This is a genomic window from Pantoea septica (assembly GCF_002095575.1).
Taxonomy (GTDB): Bacteria; Pseudomonadota; Gammaproteobacteria; order Enterobacterales; family Enterobacteriaceae; genus Pantoea; species Pantoea septica.
Map to the genome: position 1 here is coordinate 39,013 of NZ_MLJJ01000009.1, position 18,299 is coordinate 57,311.

The following is an 18,299-nucleotide window of genomic DNA, read 5'->3' on the forward strand; positions in this document are numbered from 1 at the left end:
CGCGTTACAGGGCCGTCACGCCGAGCGCGGCGGCCTGCTCCTCCCAGCGTATTATCGCCTGATACGCGGCGCGTTCCGGCACGGTAAAGCCAGTAATAAAGCTGGCGCGCGCCGCCTTCTCCTCGACAAACTGCGTCAGCACGCGGCGCAGCGTCGCCAGGGTCTCTGCATCCGTTCGCGCGGACGTTATCAGCGGCGGGGCGGGGCAGAGCGGCGTTTCGCCGACGATCGCCAGTCCCGCCAGCTCGTGCGCGGCGTGTCGCCGCAGCAGCGCCCAGGTCAGGCAGTCAATCGCCGCAATATCCGCTTTCCCGGCGCGCAGATGCGCCAGCGACTGGCGATGGCTGCCGCTCAAATGCGCGGTGCTGAAGAAGCGGCCTTCCTGCGCCAGCGGCGCGATAAGGTAGCGCAGCGCGTTATAGCCGGAGTGGGAGTCGAGGCTGTTGGCCACCGCGCGGCGGCCGCGGAAATCGGCCAGCGTGCTGTTTTCATCCTCCTCGCGCGCCACCAGCCAGCTGCGGTAGCACGCGCCGCGACAGCCCGGTGCGCTGAGTTCAAATGCGCCGACCAGCTGCACATCTGGCAGCTGCGTCATCAGCGGATAGCCGCAGGTCTGGCTCAGCAGCAGATCGCCGGCGCGCCAGTGCGCCAGCAGATCGTCCGGCCATTCAACATCCGCCCGTAACGGCTGCGCCAGCCTGGCGGTCAGCGCCTGGGTGTGCGGACGGTGGATGTCGTACATCGGAAGCGAAAGCCGTTTCATGGGAGCGATCCTGTTGCCAGCCCGGATGGGCGTTAACGTTAACGGGCGTGGTGGTGAAATCCCTGATCCATTCGCCGTAGCCTGCCGCGCGAAAACCGCGGTTGCGCTGGTGATAGTCGTCGCGCCACAGCAGATAGACCCTGCGCAGACCATACCACGGCAGGCCGGGCAGGTCGTGGTGCACCGCGTGATAGTTGAGATTAAGAAACAGCAGCCGCCACGCCCAGCCCGCCTCGTTGTTGACCGAGCGCGCCAGCGGATCGGCATCGGCGCGGTGCTCATAGAAAGAGCGCACTTTGGTCAGCATCAGCGCGGGGTAGCTTACCGCCAGAACAAACCAGAGCGGCGAAAATCCCTGGCGCGCCATCCAGGCAAACAGCGCGGCCAGCAGCGCCAGATGCACGATCCACATGGCGATTGCGCGCCCTTCAACGCGGCAGATCGCCAACAGCAGCGACTGAAGCGTCGCGTAAATATCCAGCAGCGGCCCCAGCAGCAACCGGCCGGGAAAGGTATTGCGCAGATGGACCGCCTGACGCTGCCAGGGCCGCAGCCGCGCCCAGTGCGCTGATGACAGGTAGTAAGTTTCGGGATCGTCGTCGGGATCGGTCAGGCTGTGGTTGCGGTGGTGCGCCAGATGCGAATCGCGGTAAAGCCCGTAGGGATACCAGACCGCCAGCGGCAGCGTGCCGAACAGCTGGTTCAGGCGCGGAAAGCGCGTCGGATGGCCGTGGATCAGCTCATGCTGCAGCGACAGGTACCAGCTGGTAAACAGGATCAGCAAACCCGTGGCGGGCCACAGGCCAAGCGTCTGCCAGTGCGCCAGCGTAGCGAACCAGCCGCTGTAGATCGTCGCCATCAGCAGCCAGGTGGGCAGCTCGCTGCGCCAGAGCCAGCTTTGCTTCCACTGCCGGATTTGCGCGCGCTGCTGCGCGTTAAGATAGTCGGATGAGCCTCTTGTCATAGCAACCTGCCGAAGGTGACCACATTCAGCACAACATGCGTGAAGGCGGACAAAAAGAGAAAGATCCTGAGTGACTTACTTATGTCGAAAAACTTGATGATGCGGTTGAAAACTATTGGCTATCAGTGCGGACGCGGCTGACGTAACCTTTGCCCATCGAATCTTATCTCTCACGCAGGGGCGAAACCTGCCCGCGAAAGGAACTGAATTATGAAAAATATTGGCTTCTTATCCTTCGGTCACTGGACGCCCTCTTCACAGTCCGCCACCCGCTCTGCGCAGGACGTGCTGCTGCAGTCCATCGATCTGGCGGTCGCCGCTGAAGAGCTGGGCGCGGACGGCGCTTACTTCCGCGTGCACCACTTCGCCCGTCAGCTCAGCTCGCCGTTCCCGCTGCTGGCGGCGGTCGGCGCGCGCACCAGCAAAATCGAAATCGGCACCGGCGTTATCGATATGCGTTACGAAAACCCGCTCTATATGGCGGAAGACGCCGGCGCGGCGGACCTGATCGCCAACGGCCGTCTGCAGCTCGGCATTAGCCGCGGCTCGCCGGAGCAGGTAGTGGAAGGCTATCGCTACTTCGGCTATGCGCCGCAGGAGGGCGAAACCGACGCCGATATGGGCCGTCGCCATACGGAAGCGTTCTTAGAGGTGCTGCGCGGCGAAGGTTTCGCCAAACCGAATCCGCAGCCGATGTTCCCGAACCCGCCGGGCCTGTTGCGCCTTGAGCCTTTTTCAGAAGGGCTGCGTGAGCGCATCTGGTGGGGTTCCGGCTCCAACGCCACCGCCGAGTGGGCGGCGAAAATGGGCATGAACCTGCAAAGCTCCACCCTGAAGGATGACGAAACCGGCGAGCCGTTCCACGTCCAGCAGGCGAAGCAGATCCGCGCCTACCGCGAAGCCTGGAAAGCGGCGGGGCACAAGCGCGAGCCGCGCGTGTCGGTCAGCCGCAGCATCTTTGCGCTGGTGAACGATATGGACCGCGCTTACTTCGGCCGCAGCGGCCAGGATCAGGATTCCGTCGGCTTCCTCGATGAGAAAACGCGCGCCATTTTCGGCCGCAGCTACGCGGCGGAGCCGGAAGCGCTGATCAAGCAGCTGGCGCAGGATGAAGCGATTGCCGAAGCGGACACGCTGCTGCTGACGGTGCCGAACCAGCTCGGCGTCGAATATAACGCGCACGTGATTGAAGCGATTCTGAAATATGTCGCGCCGGAATTAGGCTGGCGCTAAGCGTGAAAACGGCGGCCGAGGCCGCCGTTTTTTTGCATGGATCAACTCGCCTGTTGCGCTTTTTCCAGCTTGCGGCTGCCCGCCGCCCCGGCGCAGAACAGGGCTATCACCACCAGCGCCAGCACCGGCAGCATCGCCATGCGCAGCCCGGCGTGCTCGCCGATAAAGCCGAGTCCCGGCGGTCCCACCAGAAAGGCAAGATAGCCGAGTGTCGCCGCGATGGTGACGCGAATCGCGCTGTTGTTGCCGTCGCCTGCCGCGGAGACCGTAAGCGGAAAACCGAGCGCCGCGCCGATGCCCCAGAACAGCACCGCGGCCGCAGCCAGCCATGAATTATCGGAGAAGATCACCAGCACCAGGCCGAACGCGGCGGAGAAGGCGCTGACGCGCAGCATCCAGACGCGGCCGATGCGGTCGACCACATAGCCGCCGAGGAAACGGCCCAGCGTCATGCCCGCGGTAAAACCGGCATAGACCAGCGTGCCCTGCGTGTGGCTCAGGTTATGGCCATCAATCATCAGCAGCGGCAGCCAGTCGTTGGCGGAGCCTTCCGCCAGCGCCATCGCCAGGATCACCACGCCGAGGATCAGCAGCTGGCGATCGCGCAGCTCGTGGCGTACCTGCGCGATAAAGCCGCCGCTGTGCGTCTGTTCGCTGCGTTCGCCGTCGCTGGTCGCCGGCAGATGGCGCAGCGCCACGGCGGCGATCAGCACATCCGCCAGCAGCACGGCGGCAAAATGAAGGCTGGTGCTGATATCCGCGGCGGTCATCAATAGGCCCGCCAGCGCACCTGCCAGCGTACCCAGGCTGAAAAAGCCGTGAATGACGGTCATGACAGAGCGGCCCAGCGCCCGTTCGAACGCGGCGCCTTCGACGTTGATCACCACATCCATCAGCGCCGTGCCGCCGCCCAGCAGCGTCAGGCTGGCGAAGACGCCCAGCGCGCTCGCTATCGTCAGGCTGAGCGCCATCAGCACCAGTCCGATCAGCAGCAGTACCATGCCGTAGCGCATCACCCGCTGCGTGCCGAGCTGGGCGATCAGCTTGCCAGCCAGCAGCACGCCGAGCATCGACCCGCAGGAGAAGCCGAACAGAATCATGCCCATCAGTTCGGTTGAGGCGTCGAGCGTATCGCGCATAAAGGGCGTGCGGCTGACCCAGGAAGCCCAGGTGAAGCCGGGGATAAACATCAGACCGAAAATGGCCCACTTTCCGCGGGCCTGTTGTTGAGGCGTCATCACGACTCCTGTTTGTCGTACGGATGTACGAGAGGATAATACAAAAATGGCGCGGCGCGAGCGAAGAGGCGAAATATTATTCCTGAATCGGGTCAGCTATTTTTCGCACCGCCCGCAAAATAGCGTCGCGGCTCATCGGCGCGTCGTTTAGCAGGTTATGGATGGTTAAACCTTCAATCAGCGCATCCAGCGCGCAGGCGGTCTCCATGGGAAAGCAGAGGTGCAGCGACGCCCGGCTGCGCGACATCCACAGCTGTAGCAGCTGGCGAAACGCCTCTTTGCGCGCCGCCAGCGAGTAAAGCTCGAAACTCAGGATCAGATGACGCTGGCTGGCCCAGACGTCGCCGCAGATCAAATCCACCACCGCTTCGCAGGCGTCCGCGCATTCGGTCGCGCTCTGCATGCGCTGGCGGAACGCCTGGGAGATGGTATCAACCATATAGCTGAAGGCGCCCATCAGCAGCAGATCGGTTTGCGGAAAATGATAGGTGAGGGTGCCGGGCGAGAGACCCGCCTGATCGGCCACCCGGCGATAGGTGGTGCCGCGCACGCCTTCGTTGATGATCACCGTCAGCGTCGCGTCCAGAATGTCGGTTTTAATATCCCGTGTAACGGTCATCAACTGCTCTCATTTCTCTGACGTAAACAGGGTAAGGATAACCGCTCGGCGGCGACAAAGCATGCGGCGCGGGCGAGGGGGCTGGGCAGCGCGCGCCACTCCGGTTATGATTTCGCCCTACACGACATCGACGGCAGCCAGCGGCAGGGAGGCACTATCAGCAGCATAAGGATCAGGCTCGGCAGCAGGGAGCGCAGCCGTGAAGAGTAACACTCCGCGTCACGCCTTTCACTACGCGCCGTTCCGCCATCTCTTTTTCGCCCGCACGCTGACGGTGCTGGGCAACAGCGTCGCGCCGGTGGCGCTCGCCTTTGCGGTGCTCGATATGGGCGGTTCCGCCGCCGACCTCGGCGTGGTGGTCGCCGCGCGCTCGCTGTTCAACGTCCTCTTTCTGCTGTTTGGCGGCGTGCTGGCGGATCGCTACTCGCGCAATCGGGTGCTGCTGCTCTCGTCGCTTGTCGCCGCGCTCTCTCAGGGCGGCGTGGCCTGGCTGGTGCTTGAGCAGACCGCGACCCTGATCGCCCTGGCGGTGCTGAGCGCCGTCAACGGCGCGGCCTCCGGCATCGCGCTGCCCGCCTCATCGGCGCTGGTGCCGCAAACCGTGCCGGCGCCAAAGCTGCGCCAGGCGAACGCCTTTATTCAGTCGGGGGTTTATGGCGGCACCATCATCGGCGCGTCGCTGGGCGGCATGCTTACCAGCACGCTGGGCGCTGGCTGGGGGCTGGCGGTAGATGCGCTGGGCTTCGCGCTGGCCGCGCCCCTCTATTACGCGGTGCGCACCGGCGCGCAGGCGGCGGCATCCGCCGCGACGCTCTGGCAGGATCTGCGAGACGGCTGGCGGGAATTTACCGCCCGCAGCTGGGTCTGGGCGGTGGTGGCGCAGTTCGCCGTGGTTAACGCCGCCTTTACCGGCATGGTGATGGTGCTTGGCCCGGTTATCGCCGACGGCGCCTTTGGCCGCGCCCGCTGGGGCGTGATGATCGCGGCGCAAAGCGTCGGGCTGATTATCGGCTCCGGCATCGCGCTGCGCTGGCGTCCACGCCGCGCCATGTTCACCGGCGTGATGCTGGTGGCGCTCTGCGCCTTTCCCATGCTGCTGCTGGCCGGCGGCGCGCCGGCCGGCTGGCTGATGGCCGCGTTCTGCATTGCCGGAATGGGATTCGGCCAGTTTGGCGTCATCTGGGCGCAGGCGCTGCAAACCCATATTCCGCGCGACCGGCTGGCGCGGGTTTACGCTTACGACGCGATGGGATCTTTTATCACGATCCCGCTGGGCGAGCTGGCCGCCGGGCCGCTGGCGATGCGCTTCGGCAACCAGACGGTGCTGATGAGCTGCGCGGCGGCGGTGCTGGCGGCGACGCTGGCGGCCTGTCTGGTGCCGTCGATCAGAAAGCTGCGCCAGGCTGAGTAGCGAGGTGGGCAGTCGGGACGATAAATGCAAAAAGCCCGCTCAGGTTTCCCTGAGCGGGCTTCTCTAAATATGGCTCCTCTGACTGGACTCGAACCAGTGACATACGGATTAACAGTCCGCCGTTCTACCGACTGAACTACAGAGGAATCGCTTGAACGGGGCGCATATTATCGACCCGCACCGGCCATGTCAAAGCCCTTTTTCACAAAAACGTTCAACTGCTGAAATAAACGCCAGAGGGCGATGCGGCGGTAAAAATGCGTACACCCGACAAATGAAAAATATCTTTCCTGGAGATTAGAAATGAAAAAAAAAGCCTGCCATGGCGCGGACGGCGGGCGGCATAGATATCCCGCCACCCCCCTTAAGGCAAAGATTTCAAAGCGGCTCACACTTCTCATCTCTTCCGTTTGCCTGAGTTTATTTCGAAACGTATATTCCGTAAAAATTAATTTATGAAACAAGAGGGCAGTCGATGAACAAAGTCAGGATCGGCATGATCGGCAGCGGCTATATCGGACGCTGCCACGCTATCGCCTACGCGCAGGCGCCGACGGTTTTTCCGCTAAAGGGCGAAATCGTGCGGGAGATGCTGGCAGAGGTCAATCCTGCGCTGGCGGAGAAGCAGGCGGCCGCCTTTGGCTTTGCGCGTTCGACCGGCGACTGGCGCGAGCTGGTGCGCGATCCTGCGATTGACGTGGTGGATATCTGCGCGCCCAACTTCCTGCATAAAGAGATGGCGCTGGAGGCGATTCGCCACGGCAAGCACGTCTATTCGGAAAAGCCGCTGTCGCTCTCGGTGGCCGATGCGGAAGAGATGGTGCAGGCGGCCCAGGCCGCTGGGGTGAAAACCCTGGTGGGCTTTAACTATATGAAGAACCCCACCAGCCAACTGGCAAAAGAGATTATCGCCCGCGGCGAGATCGGCGAAGTGGTGCATTTTTACGGCACCCACAATGAAGATTATCTGGCGAAGCCGGAGACGCCGCTCGACTGGCACTGCCAGAAAGCGCTGGCGGGCCTCGGCGCGCTGGGCGATCTGGCGGCGCATATCGTTAATATGGCGCACTATCTGGTGGGCGACATCGAAGAGGTGAGCGGCGACATGATGACGGTGATCAAAACGCGTCCCGACGCCAAAGATCCCAGCCGCCAGCTGCCGGTGGAGAATGAAGATCAGGCGAGTGCGCTGCTGCGCTTTCGCAGCGGCGCGCACGGCGTGATTGAAACCTCCCGCATCGCCTGCGGCAGCAAAATGGGGCTGACCTATGTCGTCACCGGCACCAAAGGCACGCTGCGCTACAGCCAGGAGCGCATGGCGGAGCTGGAGCTTTATCTGCACGACGAACCGGCAGGACGTCAGGGATTTAAAACCATCCTGACCGGTCCGGCGCATCCCGATTACGCCAACTTCTGCGTCTCGGCCGGGCACGGCATCGGTTTTAACGATCAAAAAACGGTGGAAATTCGCGACCTGGTTAACGGCATCGCGGCGGGCGATCGCCTGTGGCCCGATTTTGCCGAGGGGTTGCAGGTGCAGAAGGTGCTGGAGGCGATTGCGATTTCCGCCGCCGAGCGGCGCTGGCAGGCGGTTTAGCGGAGCAGCGCGGCCCGTTGGAGCCGCGCGCCCAGATGCTTATCCTGCGGCTTTCTCCCACCACAGCTTATCCAGCGCATAGTAGCGATCGCGTTCGCTCTCCGGCTGCTGCAAATCGCGCTTCCACGGCTTCGCCAGAATAAAGTGCAGGTTCTTCACCTCGCTTTCTTTCCACATCCGGCTGTGCTGGAAAGGCAGGGTTTTCAGCGCGTTGTAGATATAGGATAGCGGTAGCCAGCGTCCATGGAACGCCTCGTTCAGCAGATCCTGCTCCGAGAAGGGATAAGCCTTCAAATCCACAATCCCGGCAACGCGGTCCGCCAGCTGTTCGAAGAGCGCATTGTCCGGCGTGAGCACCAGAAAACCGCCGTTAAGATAGTTATCGAGCAGAACAGGCGCAGGCTCGCCGCGATCCTGCCAGGTATAATGACAGTTTTCCGGCTGCCAGCTGGCGGGGTAAGAGGCGATCTGGTTAGGGTTGCAGCGGCAGGCGTGACAGGCAGCCAGCAGGTTATCGCCGAGATCGAGCGTAAACAGCTCGTCCATATTTTGCAGCACCAGCATATCGGCATCGAGGAACACCACCCGCGCGTAGTCGGTCAGCTGCCAGGCGCGCAGCTTGGTCCAGACTTCGCCGAACTGCGCCGAGGCATAGTGCTGTTCCAGCGCGCTGTTGGGGTAGATCGGCTCGACCGGCTGCACTACGCAGCCTTCTGCCTGTAACGCTTCGCAATCAGCCTGCGGGATCGCATCGGTGGTCATCACCACCAGCGGCCAGCGCGTCCCGCTCTGTTGCAGTGAACGGTGCAGCGCCTTGACGCCCACCAGATAATCGGGCTGCGTCAGCAGCGTAACCCATGCAAACATGGTTCTCTCCCTGTAAAAGTCAGTCAAAAAGCGCGGTCAGATAATCGTTGCTGAAGCGGCGCTGCGGATCCAGTTCGCGGCACAGCGCGCGGAAGTCGTCCCAGTGCGGATAGACGTCGCGCCAGACGTAGCGTCCGGCGTCGTAATATTTACCCCAGTGCGGGCGTCCGCCTTCTTCCGCCAGCAGCTTCTCTACCTCAGTCAGAAAGTGCAGGCCATCCTGCGACAGCGAACCGTCGTCGGCGTAATAGACCACAAAGCCGAAGAAGCAGGTCGGCTCGCCGAAGGCCGGGCTGAGCCAGGCTTCCGATGCGCCGGTGCAGCGCAGGATAATCGGGTAATGCATATGCGGCCGGTCTGCGGCGTACCAGCGTTTGATTTTGCTGATAACGGCAGGGGTGCGGGAAAGGGGAACGCCGATTTCGACGTTAATCTGCGGTACCGCAATGCCGCGGCAGAAAAGTTGATAGATGTCGCCGGTAACGTCGGTAAAGTCGCGAAAGCGCGTCACGGTGCGGAACTGTTTCCCGCCTTTGCCGTGGATCTGCGTGTCGCGGTGCATCTGCTCCAGCGTCTGGTCGATAGTGCTGTTCAGGCTGTCGTCGCCCTGGTCGGCATGCTTTACCACCTCGCGGCCGTTAGCCTGCCACTCGGCAGTTTCCTGCGCGCTCGCTTCGTTCGCATTCCAGACGTGCATCAGGTTATCGTCGACGAACCACCAGGCCTTGCTCAGCGCGTACTCGCTATTCCAGCGCAGCAGATCCTGCTCAAGATTGTCCGCTGACACCGCATTTTTATGGCAGGTGTAAATACGGAAAGGCTGGGTGCGCAGCGTGACGGCGGTGACAATGCCGAGCGCGCCGAGCGTCACCTGCGCGGCGGGAAAGTCCGGCTCGCCGCGCGCGAACTCGCGCACCGAACCGTCGGCCAATACCATACGAATACGTAGCGCTTCGTCCGCCAGCGAGCTTTGATGCAGGCCCTGGCCGTGCGTGCCGGTCGCCATCGCGCCTGCCAGCTTTTGTACCGCAATTACGCCGGGCGAGGCGGCCAGCATGCGGTCCAGCGCGGTAAGCTGAATATAGAGATCGTTGAGCGTGGTGCCCGCGCCGACGGTGACGCTCTGCTCATCCTGCGCCAGCAGGCCGGAAAGGGCGCTGATATCCACCAGCAGGTCATCCTCTTCGACGTCCAGCATGCGGCCCGGCGACAGGCGGCTGCCGACCACGCGCACGCGGCCATGGCTATCGCGCAGCAGCTGCTGTAATTCCGCCTCGCTGCGCGGTTGGTGTAACTGCTGGCGGCTGCCAACCCGGGCGTTTTGCGCCCAGTTCCATAGCGCGTCGTCTTCGGCGCTGAGTGTGGTGTTGCGTAGAGGATAACGATCGGCGTCTCTGCTCACGACTGCGTTCCTGTGTTGAGATCGGTGAATGGGCGTCAGTTAAGCGTAGCCCATCACAGCGTTGTCGCTTCCCTTAACCAGTTTTACGGATGTAGCGCAGCGTCGCGGTTACCGCCAGCTGGCGATTGCGATGGACGCTCTCCTCTTCGCTGTTGTCGGGGCTGAAAATGGCGTTGAAGGTGTAGCGGTTAGAGACGTGATGCACGCAGATACTGCTAATCAGGCGGTGCACGTCGATGGTTTCGACCTCGCGAATAAACACGCCCTGCTGCTGGCCGCGCGCCAGAATATCGTCCAGCACGTCGAGGGCGCTGCGGTTCAATGCCTTGATGCGCGGCGACTGCGAGATATAGCGGCCGCGCAGCAGGTTTTCGGTGCAGACCAGCCGAATAAAGTCGGGGTGAGAGGCATGGTAGTCGAAGCTGGCTTCCACTAGCTTGCTCATCGCCAGTTCCGGCTCCATCGCCGCCAGGTTCAGACCGATTTCATGCTGGCGGATCGCCTGATAGACCTGTTCCAGCACCTCGATATAGAGGTTCTCTTTGTTGCCGAAGTGATAAACCACCATGCGTTTGGTGGTTTGCGCGTTTTCGGCGATCTGCTCCAGACGCGCGCCCTGCATACCGAACTCGGCGAAGGTGGTCAGGGCGCCGGCGATAATGCGTTTTTTCAGCCCGACAGGGTCGTTTTTTCGTTTTGGTGTAGTGTCCGACATAGCGCTCAGTAACAAAAAAAATCCAGCCTGTATGGTATCACAGCCCGTCGGATCGGTTTGGCGACGCGAGCGGCTGCCTGTTTATATTCAATTCAGGAATAGCATTCCCGTAAAAATCATAATGTGGATATAAGCAACTGCGTATACTGCGGCTAACCGTCGTTGCGGCGGTTAACTTTGACTCCCGCGATTATAACTTTCAGGAAACACCTTATGCACACTTACGCGGCACAGGCTAAAAATAAATTTTTTACTCTTACCACGGCGGCGCTGCTGCTGGCGGGCGCGGCGCTGGCGCCGATTTCAGCGGCCTGGGCCGCCGACAAAACCTCAATCAAGGTCGGCATTATGAGCGGCGAAGATGAGGATGTCTGGCGAGAAGTGGCGAAGCAGGCAGCGGCAAAAGGGCTAACGGTAAAAACCGTGGTATTCAACGACTATAACCAGCCGAACGAGGCGCTGCAGAACGGCGAGGTCGATGCGAACGCCTTCCAGCATCAGCCCTTCCTCAACAATCAGATTAAGGTTAACCACTACGATATCGTGCGCGTCGGCGATACCGCCGTCTGGCCGATCGGCCTCTACTCGAAAAAGGTCAAATCCGCAGCCGATCTGAAAGAGGGCGCAGTCATCGGCGTGCCGAACGATCCCTCCAACGAGGCGCGCGGCCTGGTGCTGCTTGAGCAGCAGGGCGTGATCAAACTGCGCGCAGGCGCAGGTATTGCCGCCACCACGGCCGATATCACCGACAACCCGCGCCACGTTCAGATCAAAGAGCTGGACGCCGGCATTATCGGCCGTTCGGTGCCCGATCTCGACGCGGCGGTGGTGAATACCGACTGGGCGCTGAAAAGCGGCCTGACCAAAGCAGACCGCATTGCGCAGGAGCCGGTGAAAGATAATCCCTACAACAACTTTATCGCGGTGAAAAAAGAGAGCGTCGACGCGCCCTGGGTAAAAACCCTGGTCGCCTCCTACCAGAACGACGCGGTTAAGAAAGTGTTTGATCAGGTCTACAAAGGCACCGGCCTGACCGCCTGGTAAGGATAGCGAGCATGACGGTATTTTCAGAGGCAGTGGCTCCGCTCAGCGCGGTAGCGCGCGGCGTGGCCGAGCGGGCGGAGGAGATTGCCGCAAGCGGCGATAGCGTGGTGCGCCTGCAAAACGTGTCGCGCCGCTTCGGCGCGACCCAGGCGCTAAAGGGGGTATCGCTCAGGGTGCGCAAGAGCGAGATCCTCGGCATTATCGGCCGCAGCGGCGCGGGTAAATCGACGCTGATCCGCTGCCTGAACGGGCTGGAGCAGCCTGACGAGGGCGAAATTGAGATTGAGGGGCAGCGGATTACCGGCCTGTCGGAGAAGCAGCTGCAAAAAGTCCGCAGCCGCGTCGGCATGGTGTTCCAGCACTTCAACCTGCTGTCGGCGAAAACCGTGGCGCAGAACGTGGCGCTGCCGCTGAAGATTGCCGGCATGGCGAAAGCCCAGCGCGCCCGGCGCGTCGCGGAGCTGCTGGATCTGGTGGGGCTGTCTGACAAGGCGCAGCACTACCCGGCGGCGCTCTCGGGCGGCCAGAAGCAGCGCGTCGGCATCGCCCGCGCGCTGGCGGCCAGCCCGGCGCTGCTGCTGTGCGACGAGGCGACCTCGGCGCTCGATCCGGAAACCACTCGTTCGATCCTCGCGCTGCTGAAGTCGCTGAATCAGCGGCTCGGCATCACCATTTTGCTGATTACCCATGAGATGGAGGTGATTAAGTCAGTGGCGCATCGCGTGGCGGTCATCGACGCCGGCGAGATAATCGAGCAGGGGCCGGTATGGCAGGTGTTCGCGCATCCGCAGGCGCAGCTGACGCGCACGCTGCTGCGCGGGCTGCTGCCGCAGCTGCCCGACAGCATCGCCGCGCGCCTGAGCCAGCAAAAACAGGGCGAGGCGATCTACCACGTGCACTTCGCCGGGCAGGAGGCGCAGGGCGAGCTGCTGACGCGTTTCGCCTGCGCCTTGCCAGGCGCGTTTCGCCTGATTCAGGGCGGCGTCGACCATATTCAGCACTACGCGGTGGTGCGCTTCTTTATTGCCATTCCGGCCAGCAACAGCGCGGATGAGCAACGGGTTCTCGCCTGGCTGCAGCAGCAGCAGGCTCAGGTAGAAAGGGTGGGTTATGTCGCCAGTAATGATTGATCTGCTGCTTAACGCGCTGTGGGAGACCCTGATCATGACGGCGATCTCCGGGCTCTTTTCGCTGCTCGCCGGGCTGCCGCTCGGCCTGATTCTGGTGATGACCAGCCCGGGCGGCATCGCCGAACATCGAGGCGTCAACCGCGTGCTCGGCCTCATTATCAACGGTTTTCGCTCGCTGCCCTTTATTATTCTGCTGGTGGCGCTGATCCCTTTTACACGCTTTCTGGTCGGCACCTCCCTTGGCACCTGGGCGGCTATCGTGCCGCTATCCATTACCGCCACGCCCTATTTTGCGCGTGTGGCGGAGGTGTCGCTGCGCGACGTCGATCGCGGGTTGATCGACGCGGTGCGCGCTATGGGCGCCAGCAAGCTGCGCATCGTCTGGGAGGTGCTGATCCCCGAAGCGCTGCCGGGCATTCTGGCCGGTTTCGTGGTGACGCTGGTGGCGCTGATCGGCGCGTCGGCGATGGCGGGCGCGATTGGCGCGGGCGGGCTGGGCGACCTGGCGATTCGCTACGGCTATCAGCGCTTCGATACCGCGGTGATGGTGGCGGTGATCGCGGTGCTGATCGTGCTGGTGTGCGGCATTCAGTGGCTGGGCGACCGGCTGGTGGCGCGCATCGACAAACGGCGCTAGCGCGCTTGTGCTTTTTCCCGTAAGGGAAGCGCGTCAGCATGAAACTGTGGCTACCTATATCTTTCCGCCGTTTATCTGAACGGCGGCCCTGTCTTGCTCTTACCCTCCGTTCCCCTGGTGCTTTTGCGGCCCTGATCGCTATACATCGCATAGTTACAGCGCTGAGCAGTGAAAACCTGAATGCGCCTTCATGTTAGCTTAAAAGAGGTATGGCTCTCTTTTTTCGTTACAACATACTTTTAGCGGTGCGCTAAATCCGCTCAGGCACTGTGCGACGAAATAAGCCGATCAGTTGCATTGCCCCCCGGCTTAACACGCGAAAAGAGAGGCTATCAAACAAGGATGGCATAGAGCACGGTTAAGCCGCTAAAGGAATTCTGCCCGCCAACCCAGGCAAAAATTGATATGGAGCTAAAGAGGATTCGCGCAGGGACGGGTCTGTTTAGACTTCATGCTTCGCATTACGCAGGCGATCAGTTTAATCGTATCCTGTGTCTGATTCTGTTGAGGCACATCTAAAAAACCAAAAGCCCGCTCAGGTTTCCCTGAGCGGGCTTTTTAAATTTGGCTCCTCTGACTGGACTCGAACCAGTGACATACGGATTAACAGTCCGCCGTTCTACCGACTGAACTACAGAGGAATTGTTGGAACGGGGCGAATATTAGCGACGTCGTTCCGGCTTGTCAAAGCACGATTTCACTTTTCCCAACTAAACGCTCGCAAAAGCAGCGGTTTGCCGCTTTTTCATCAGATTCGGCGAGATTTCAAACTGCCGACAGGATCTCACTTTAAACGCATTTCCCGGCAGATGTTAGATGCGTGTCAAAGTTTTGTTATTTGCCGATGTTAAAACAACTGTTTCAGTGCTTTTATGATAAAAATTTCAAAACCGATATTAATGGAACAAATAAACTGCTTATTATCACCAGCGGAATCACTCCGTAAAAATGGAACGAGATTTTAAAATTATTCCCTGTATAAACAACTGATTGTAAAAAGGAGGAGTTGGTCACAAAAAAGCGCGATGCCCAGCACTCACCTCTGTAAGCAGACCTGAAACCGCCAGCAACGTTGAGTGAATGTAAAAGATATTTTTCATTCGCGGTATCAGCGGCGTCGGCAAGTTAACGACAATAAGGGTTACTCATGAACATCAAAAAAACACTCGCTGTCACGCTGTTAGCCTGCATGTTGCCTGCCGCCGCGATGGCGAAAGATCTCTCCGTCGGCGTATCAATGGCGCTGTTCGATGACAATTTCCTCACCATTCTGCGTACTGCGATGCAAAAAGAGATGCAGAAAGAGGGCGTTAAAGGGCAGCTGGAAGACGCCAAAGGGGATGTCTCGCAGCAGCTGCAGCAGGTGCAGAACTTTATCGGGCAGGGCGTCGACGCCATCATCGTCAACCCGGTAGATACCAACGCCGTCACACCCATCATGGATCAGGCTACCAAAGCCGGCATTCCGCTGATCTTCGTGAACCGTCGTCCCCAGGCGGAGCTGACCGACAAAATGGCCTATGTGGGATCGGACTCCGAACTGGCGGGCCGTCTGCAGATGGAGGCGCTGGCTAAGGCGCTGAACGGCAAAGGCAACGTCGCCATTCTGATGGGCGATCTCGCGAATGAATCGACGCGCGACCGCACCAAAGGCGTCGAAGCGGTGGTCGCTAAATATCCAGGCATCAAAGTGGTACAGAAGCAGACCGCCAAATTTATGCGTAACGACGCGGTGGACGTAGTAAGCAACTGGCTGACCGCAGGTGACGATATCCAGGCCATCGCCTCCAACAACGACGAAATGGCGATCGGCGCGCTGCAGGCGCTGGGCAAAAACCCCAACCATATCCTGATCGCCGGCGTGGACGGCACTCCTGACGCGATGCAAATGCTGAAGAACGGCAAGATGGTCGCGACGGTATTCCAGGATGCGCGCGGGCAGGGCGAAGGCGCGGTGCAGGCGGCCGTTAAGCTGGCCAGGGGCGAAAAAGTGCAGAAGATCATCGATATCCCTTATCAGCTGATCACCAAAGACAATATGCAGCAGTTCGTTAACCGTAATCAGAAATAACCGATCCCGACTCAGCCGTACGGAGGTGATGTATGACCGCTTTTGCGCTTGAAGCCGAAGGCATCAGCAAGTTCTTTCCCGGTGTGAAGGCACTCGATAACGTTTCGCTGCGCGTGCGTCCGGGATCGGTTCATGCCTTGATGGGCGAAAATGGCGCGGGCAAATCCACTTTAATGAAGTGCCTGATCGGGATGTACCGTCCCGATCGGGGCACCATCCGCATTAAAGGGGAGCCGGTGCAGTTTCAGGACACCATGGACGCCTTGCGTTCCGGCATTTCCATGATCCACCAGGAGCTTAATCTGGTGCCCTACATGACCGTCGCCGAGAATATCTGGCTGGGACGGGAGCCGATGAAGTACGGCTTTGTCGATCACGGCAAGCTTAACCAGCAGACGCAGACGCTGCTCAACCAGCTTAATATTCGCCTCAAGGCTGACCGGTTGGTAGGCGACTTAAGTATCGCCGCGCAGCAGATGGTGGAGATCGCCAAAGCGGTCTCCTGGAACGCTGACATCGTGATTATGGATGAGCCGACCTCCGCCCTGACCGAAAGCGAAGTGGCGCACCTTTTCACGATCATCCGCGACCTGCGCGCGCAGGGCAAAGCCATCATCTATATCAGCCACAAAATGGACGAAATTTTCGCCATTACCGATGAGATCAGCATTTTCCGCGACGGCAGCTGGGTGGGCAGCAACCACACCGCGCAGTTTACCCGCCAGTCGCTGATCACTCAGATGGTGGGACGCGAACTGACCCAGCTCTTTCCCAAATTCAACAACGCCATCGGCGAAGAGGTGCTGACGGTACGCGGCCTGACCAGTAAAGATCGTTTCCATGACGTCAGCTTCAGCCTGCGGCGCGGCGAAATTCTCGGCGTCGCCGGCCTGGTCGGCGCCGGCCGCAGCGAAGTGATGGAGAGTTTGTTCGGCATGGAGAGCATTGACAGCGGCGAGGTGCTGATCGACGGCGTGGCGGTCACTATCGATTCGCCTTCAGCGGCGATTGAAAAGGGCATGGCGTTTTTAACCGAGGATCGCAAAAAGTCGGGGCTATTTCTCGTGCTGTCGGTGATGGAGAACATGAGCATCGTCAACATGCCCGAGTACAGCGGCAAGAGCGGCTTCGTCAGCCACGTCAAGATGGCGCAGGACTGCATGGAGCAGATTCGGCGGCTCAATATCAAAACGCCGACCATGGATCAGATCATCAACAACCTGAGCGGCGGCAACCAGCAGAAGGTGCTGATTGCCCGCTGGCTGCTGGCGCAGCCCAAAATCCTTATCCTCGACGAGCCGACGCGCGGTATCGACGTCGGCGCGAAAGCGGAAATCTACCGTCTGATCTCTGAGCTGGCCAACCGCGGCGTGGCCATCATCATGGTGTCGTCGGAACTGCCGGAAATTCTCGGCATGAGCGACCGCGTGATGGTGATGCATCAGGGGCGGATTACCGGCATCCTCGATAAAGAAGAGGCCGATCAGGAAACCATTTTGTCGCTGGCATCCGAGTGAGGCGCGAGACACCTATGAGCAATATCAAAGCAACGGCTACTCCAACGGCTGAACATTCGTCGTTCTTCGGCAATCTGCGGCATAAACTGCCTAAAGATACCGGCATCTTTATCGTGATGGTCGGCATTGCGCTGATCTTCGAAATTGCCGGCTGGTATGTGCGCGACCAGTCGTTTCTGATGAACACCAACCGACTGATCCTGATCCTGTTGCAGGTCGCGATTATCGGCGTGATTGCAGTCGGGGTAACGCAGGTGATCATCACCACCGGCATCGACCTCTCGTCGGGTTCGGTGATCGCGCTGACCGCCGTGGTTGCGGCCAGCCTGGCGCAAACCTCCGACAGCCTGTCGCCGATGTTTCCCGCGCTGGTGGATATGCCCGCCGTGGTGCCTGTCGGCGCCGGAATCGGGGTCGGTCTGCTCTGCGGCCTGGTCAACGGCGTACTTATTACCCGCACCGGCATTCCGCCTTTCATCGCCACGCTGGGCATGATGGTGTCGGCGCGCGGTCTGGCGCAGTACTACACGCAGGGCAACCCGATCAGCTTTCTCTCCGACGGTTTTACCTCTATCGGGCAGGGCGCGATGCCGGTAATCATCTTCCTGGTGGTGGCGCTGGTGTTTCATATCGCCCTGAAGCATACCCGCTACGGCAAATACGTTTACGCCATCGGCGGCAACATGACGTCGGCCAAAGTCTCCGGCATTAACGTTAATAAATATCTGGTGATCGTCTATACCATCGCCGGGGCGCTCTCCGGCCTGGCGGGCGTGGTGCTGGCGGCGCGCGTGAGCAGCGGCCAGTCAAGCATGGGGATGTCCTATGAGCTGGACGCCATCGCCGCGGCGGTAATTGGCGGCAGCAGCCTGATGGGCGGCGTCGGGCGCATTACCGGCACCCTGATTGGCGCGGTGATCCTGGGGCTGATCAAAAGCGGATTTACCTTCGTCGGCGTCGACGCCTACGTTCAGGATATTATCAAAGGCATGATTATCGTGGCCGCGGTGGCGATCGATATGCACCGCAACCGCAAAAAACGCTGATTTTTCCAGCTGCTGGCCTGCTCGCGTTGAAAAAGCGCGCAGGCC

The 18,299-nt window shown here is 60.5% G+C and carries 17 protein-coding genes and 2 tRNA genes; 9 read left to right on the forward strand and 10 right to left on the reverse strand.

Going from position 1 to position 18,299, the window contains the following annotated elements:
- Window positions 1-4 precede the first annotated feature (4 nt).
- Together HA46_RS06820 and HA46_RS06825 are read right to left on the reverse strand one after the other, a co-directional pair.
- On the reverse strand, window positions 5-763 hold the full coding sequence (locus HA46_RS06820; RefSeq protein WP_084883165.1) for a phosphate/phosphite/phosphonate ABC transporter substrate-binding protein: 759 nt from the start codon (window positions 761-763) through the stop codon (window positions 5-7).
- A complete protein-coding gene (locus HA46_RS06825; protein WP_084883168.1) occupies window positions 669-1,727 on the reverse strand; it encodes a fatty acid desaturase in 1,059 nt (352 codons plus the stop codon). The genes HA46_RS06820 and HA46_RS06825 overlap by 95 nt, the downstream gene beginning before the upstream one ends.
- 210 nt (window positions 1,728-1,937) lie before the next feature.
- Between HA46_RS06825 and HA46_RS06830 the strand changes: the two genes are divergently transcribed.
- Window positions 1,938-2,960 (forward strand): LLM class flavin-dependent oxidoreductase, encoded by a 1,023-nt coding sequence (locus tag HA46_RS06830; RefSeq protein WP_033791480.1) that lies wholly within the window; start codon window positions 1,938-1,940, stop codon window positions 2,958-2,960.
- A 41-nt stretch (window positions 2,961-3,001) separates the two neighbouring features.
- Here HA46_RS06830 and HA46_RS06835 read toward each other — a convergent pair whose 3' ends face one another.
- Both HA46_RS06835 and HA46_RS06840 read right to left on the reverse strand, forming a co-directional pair.
- Window positions 3,002-4,198: an MFS transporter gene (locus tag HA46_RS06835; RefSeq protein WP_084883172.1), complete on the reverse strand. Its 1,197-nt coding sequence runs from the start codon at window positions 4,196-4,198 to the stop codon at window positions 3,002-3,004.
- A 76-nt stretch (window positions 4,199-4,274) separates the two neighbouring features.
- On the reverse strand, window positions 4,275-4,817 hold the full coding sequence (locus HA46_RS06840) for a TetR/AcrR family transcriptional regulator (RefSeq protein WP_033791478.1): 543 nt from the start codon (window positions 4,815-4,817) through the stop codon (window positions 4,275-4,277).
- Between the two features lie 199 nt (window positions 4,818-5,016).
- On the opposite strand from HA46_RS06840, the gene HA46_RS06845 reads away from it, so the two are divergent.
- On the forward strand, window positions 5,017-6,228 hold the full coding sequence (locus HA46_RS06845) for an MFS transporter (protein ID WP_084883175.1): 1,212 nt from the start codon (window positions 5,017-5,019) through the stop codon (window positions 6,226-6,228).
- A 70-nt stretch (window positions 6,229-6,298) separates the two neighbouring features.
- Here the strand turns inward: HA46_RS06845 and HA46_RS06850 are convergent.
- A tRNA-Asn gene (locus HA46_RS06850) sits at window positions 6,299-6,374 on the reverse strand.
- Between the two features lie 21 nt (window positions 6,375-6,395).
- Window positions 6,396-6,620: a hypothetical protein gene (locus HA46_RS20745; protein ID WP_143807597.1), complete on the reverse strand. Its 225-nt coding sequence runs from the start codon at window positions 6,618-6,620 to the stop codon at window positions 6,396-6,398.
- Between the two features lie 83 nt (window positions 6,621-6,703).
- Here HA46_RS20745 and HA46_RS06855 point away from each other — a divergent pair, with 83 nt between their 5' ends.
- The gene (locus tag HA46_RS06855) at window positions 6,704-7,825 is read left to right on the forward strand and encodes a Gfo/Idh/MocA family protein (protein WP_033791475.1); all 1,122 of its coding nucleotides are present in this window, start codon (window positions 6,704-6,706) and stop codon (window positions 7,823-7,825) included.
- Between the two features lie 39 nt (window positions 7,826-7,864).
- On the opposite strand, the gene HA46_RS06860 is transcribed toward HA46_RS06855, so the two are convergent.
- From HA46_RS06860 to HA46_RS06870, 3 genes are all read right to left on the reverse strand, one after another.
- Window positions 7,865-8,692, reverse strand: a complete 828-nt coding sequence (locus tag HA46_RS06860; RefSeq protein ID WP_084883179.1) for a glycosyltransferase family 8 protein — start codon at window positions 8,690-8,692, stop codon at window positions 7,865-7,867.
- A 19-nt stretch (window positions 8,693-8,711) separates the two neighbouring features.
- Complete coding sequence (locus HA46_RS06865; RefSeq protein WP_084883182.1) at window positions 8,712-10,094, reverse strand: D-arabinono-1,4-lactone oxidase; 1,383 nt, start codon at window positions 10,092-10,094, stop codon at window positions 8,712-8,714.
- A 73-nt stretch (window positions 10,095-10,167) separates the two neighbouring features.
- A complete protein-coding gene (locus tag HA46_RS06870; RefSeq protein ID WP_033791472.1) occupies window positions 10,168-10,809 on the reverse strand; it encodes a TetR/AcrR family transcriptional regulator in 642 nt (213 codons plus the stop codon).
- A gap of 213 nt (window positions 10,810-11,022) precedes the next feature.
- Between HA46_RS06870 and HA46_RS06875 the strand changes: the two genes are divergently transcribed.
- Genes HA46_RS06875 through HA46_RS06885 form a run of 3 tightly spaced genes read left to right on the forward strand, consistent with a single transcriptional unit; the run spans window position 11,023 to window position 13,620 of the window.
- Window positions 11,023-11,853 (forward strand): MetQ/NlpA family ABC transporter substrate-binding protein, encoded by an 831-nt coding sequence (locus HA46_RS06875; RefSeq protein ID WP_033791471.1) that lies wholly within the window; start codon window positions 11,023-11,025, stop codon window positions 11,851-11,853.
- Window positions 11,854-11,864: 11 nt separating this feature from the next.
- Window positions 11,865-12,983: a methionine ABC transporter ATP-binding protein gene (locus HA46_RS06880; RefSeq protein WP_084883185.1), complete on the forward strand. Its 1,119-nt coding sequence runs from the start codon at window positions 11,865-11,867 to the stop codon at window positions 12,981-12,983.
- Window positions 12,964-13,620, forward strand: coding sequence for a methionine ABC transporter permease (locus HA46_RS06885; protein WP_033791469.1), 657 nt, complete (start codon window positions 12,964-12,966; stop codon window positions 13,618-13,620). Before HA46_RS06880 ends, HA46_RS06885 begins: the two co-directional genes overlap by 20 nt.
- 565 nt (window positions 13,621-14,185) lie before the next feature.
- On the opposite strand, the gene HA46_RS06890 is transcribed toward HA46_RS06885, so the two are convergent.
- A tRNA-Asn gene (locus tag HA46_RS06890) sits at window positions 14,186-14,261 on the reverse strand.
- 506 nt (window positions 14,262-14,767) lie between these two features.
- On the opposite strand from HA46_RS06890, the gene HA46_RS06895 reads away from it, so the two are divergent.
- From HA46_RS06895 to HA46_RS06905, 3 genes are read left to right on the forward strand one after another with little or no spacing between them, the layout of a single operon-like run.
- Window positions 14,768-15,691 (forward strand): sugar ABC transporter substrate-binding protein, encoded by a 924-nt coding sequence (locus tag HA46_RS06895; RefSeq protein WP_084883188.1) that lies wholly within the window; start codon window positions 14,768-14,770, stop codon window positions 15,689-15,691.
- A 32-nt stretch (window positions 15,692-15,723) separates the two neighbouring features.
- Window positions 15,724-17,208 carry a sugar ABC transporter ATP-binding protein gene (locus tag HA46_RS06900; protein WP_084883191.1) on the forward strand — a complete coding sequence of 495 codons (1,485 nt, stop codon included), beginning with the start codon at window positions 15,724-15,726 and terminating at the stop codon, window positions 17,206-17,208.
- 23 nt (window positions 17,209-17,231) lie between these two features.
- Window positions 17,232-18,254, forward strand: coding sequence for an ABC transporter permease (locus HA46_RS06905; RefSeq protein WP_179944765.1), 1,023 nt, complete (start codon window positions 17,232-17,234; stop codon window positions 18,252-18,254).
- Window positions 18,255-18,299 lie beyond the last annotated feature (45 nt).

What these genes read in the sequence shown, in the direction of transcription:
- HA46_RS06860 (WP_084883179.1), bottom strand. Translation starts at nt 8,692, where the DNA reads ATGTTTGCATGGGTTACGCTGCTGACGCAGCCCGATTATCTGGTGGGC.
- HA46_RS06820 (WP_084883165.1), bottom strand. Translation starts at nt 763, where the DNA reads ATGAAACGGCTTTCGCTTCCGATGTACGACATCCACCGTCCGCACACC.
- HA46_RS06830 (WP_033791480.1), top strand. Translation starts at nt 1,938, where the DNA reads ATGAAAAATATTGGCTTCTTATCCTTCGGTCACTGGACGCCCTCTTCA.
- HA46_RS06895 (WP_084883188.1), top strand. Translation starts at nt 14,768, where the DNA reads ATGAACATCAAAAAAACACTCGCTGTCACGCTGTTAGCCTGCATGTTG.
- HA46_RS06825 (WP_084883168.1), bottom strand. Translation starts at nt 1,727, where the DNA reads ATGACAAGAGGCTCATCCGACTATCTTAACGCGCAGCAGCGCGCGCAA.
- HA46_RS06880 (WP_084883185.1), top strand. Translation starts at nt 11,865, where the DNA reads ATGACGGTATTTTCAGAGGCAGTGGCTCCGCTCAGCGCGGTAGCGCGC.
- HA46_RS06840 (WP_033791478.1), bottom strand. Translation starts at nt 4,817, where the DNA reads ATGACCGTTACACGGGATATTAAAACCGACATTCTGGACGCGACGCTG.
- HA46_RS06885 (WP_033791469.1), top strand. Translation starts at nt 12,964, where the DNA reads ATGTCGCCAGTAATGATTGATCTGCTGCTTAACGCGCTGTGGGAGACC.
- HA46_RS06875 (WP_033791471.1), top strand. Translation starts at nt 11,023, where the DNA reads ATGCACACTTACGCGGCACAGGCTAAAAATAAATTTTTTACTCTTACC.
- HA46_RS06835 (WP_084883172.1), bottom strand. Translation starts at nt 4,198, where the DNA reads ATGACGCCTCAACAACAGGCCCGCGGAAAGTGGGCCATTTTCGGTCTG.
- HA46_RS06855 (WP_033791475.1), top strand. Translation starts at nt 6,704, where the DNA reads ATGAACAAAGTCAGGATCGGCATGATCGGCAGCGGCTATATCGGACGC.
- HA46_RS06870 (WP_033791472.1), bottom strand. Translation starts at nt 10,809, where the DNA reads ATGTCGGACACTACACCAAAACGAAAAAACGACCCTGTCGGGCTGAAA.
- HA46_RS06900 (WP_084883191.1), top strand. Translation starts at nt 15,724, where the DNA reads ATGACCGCTTTTGCGCTTGAAGCCGAAGGCATCAGCAAGTTCTTTCCC.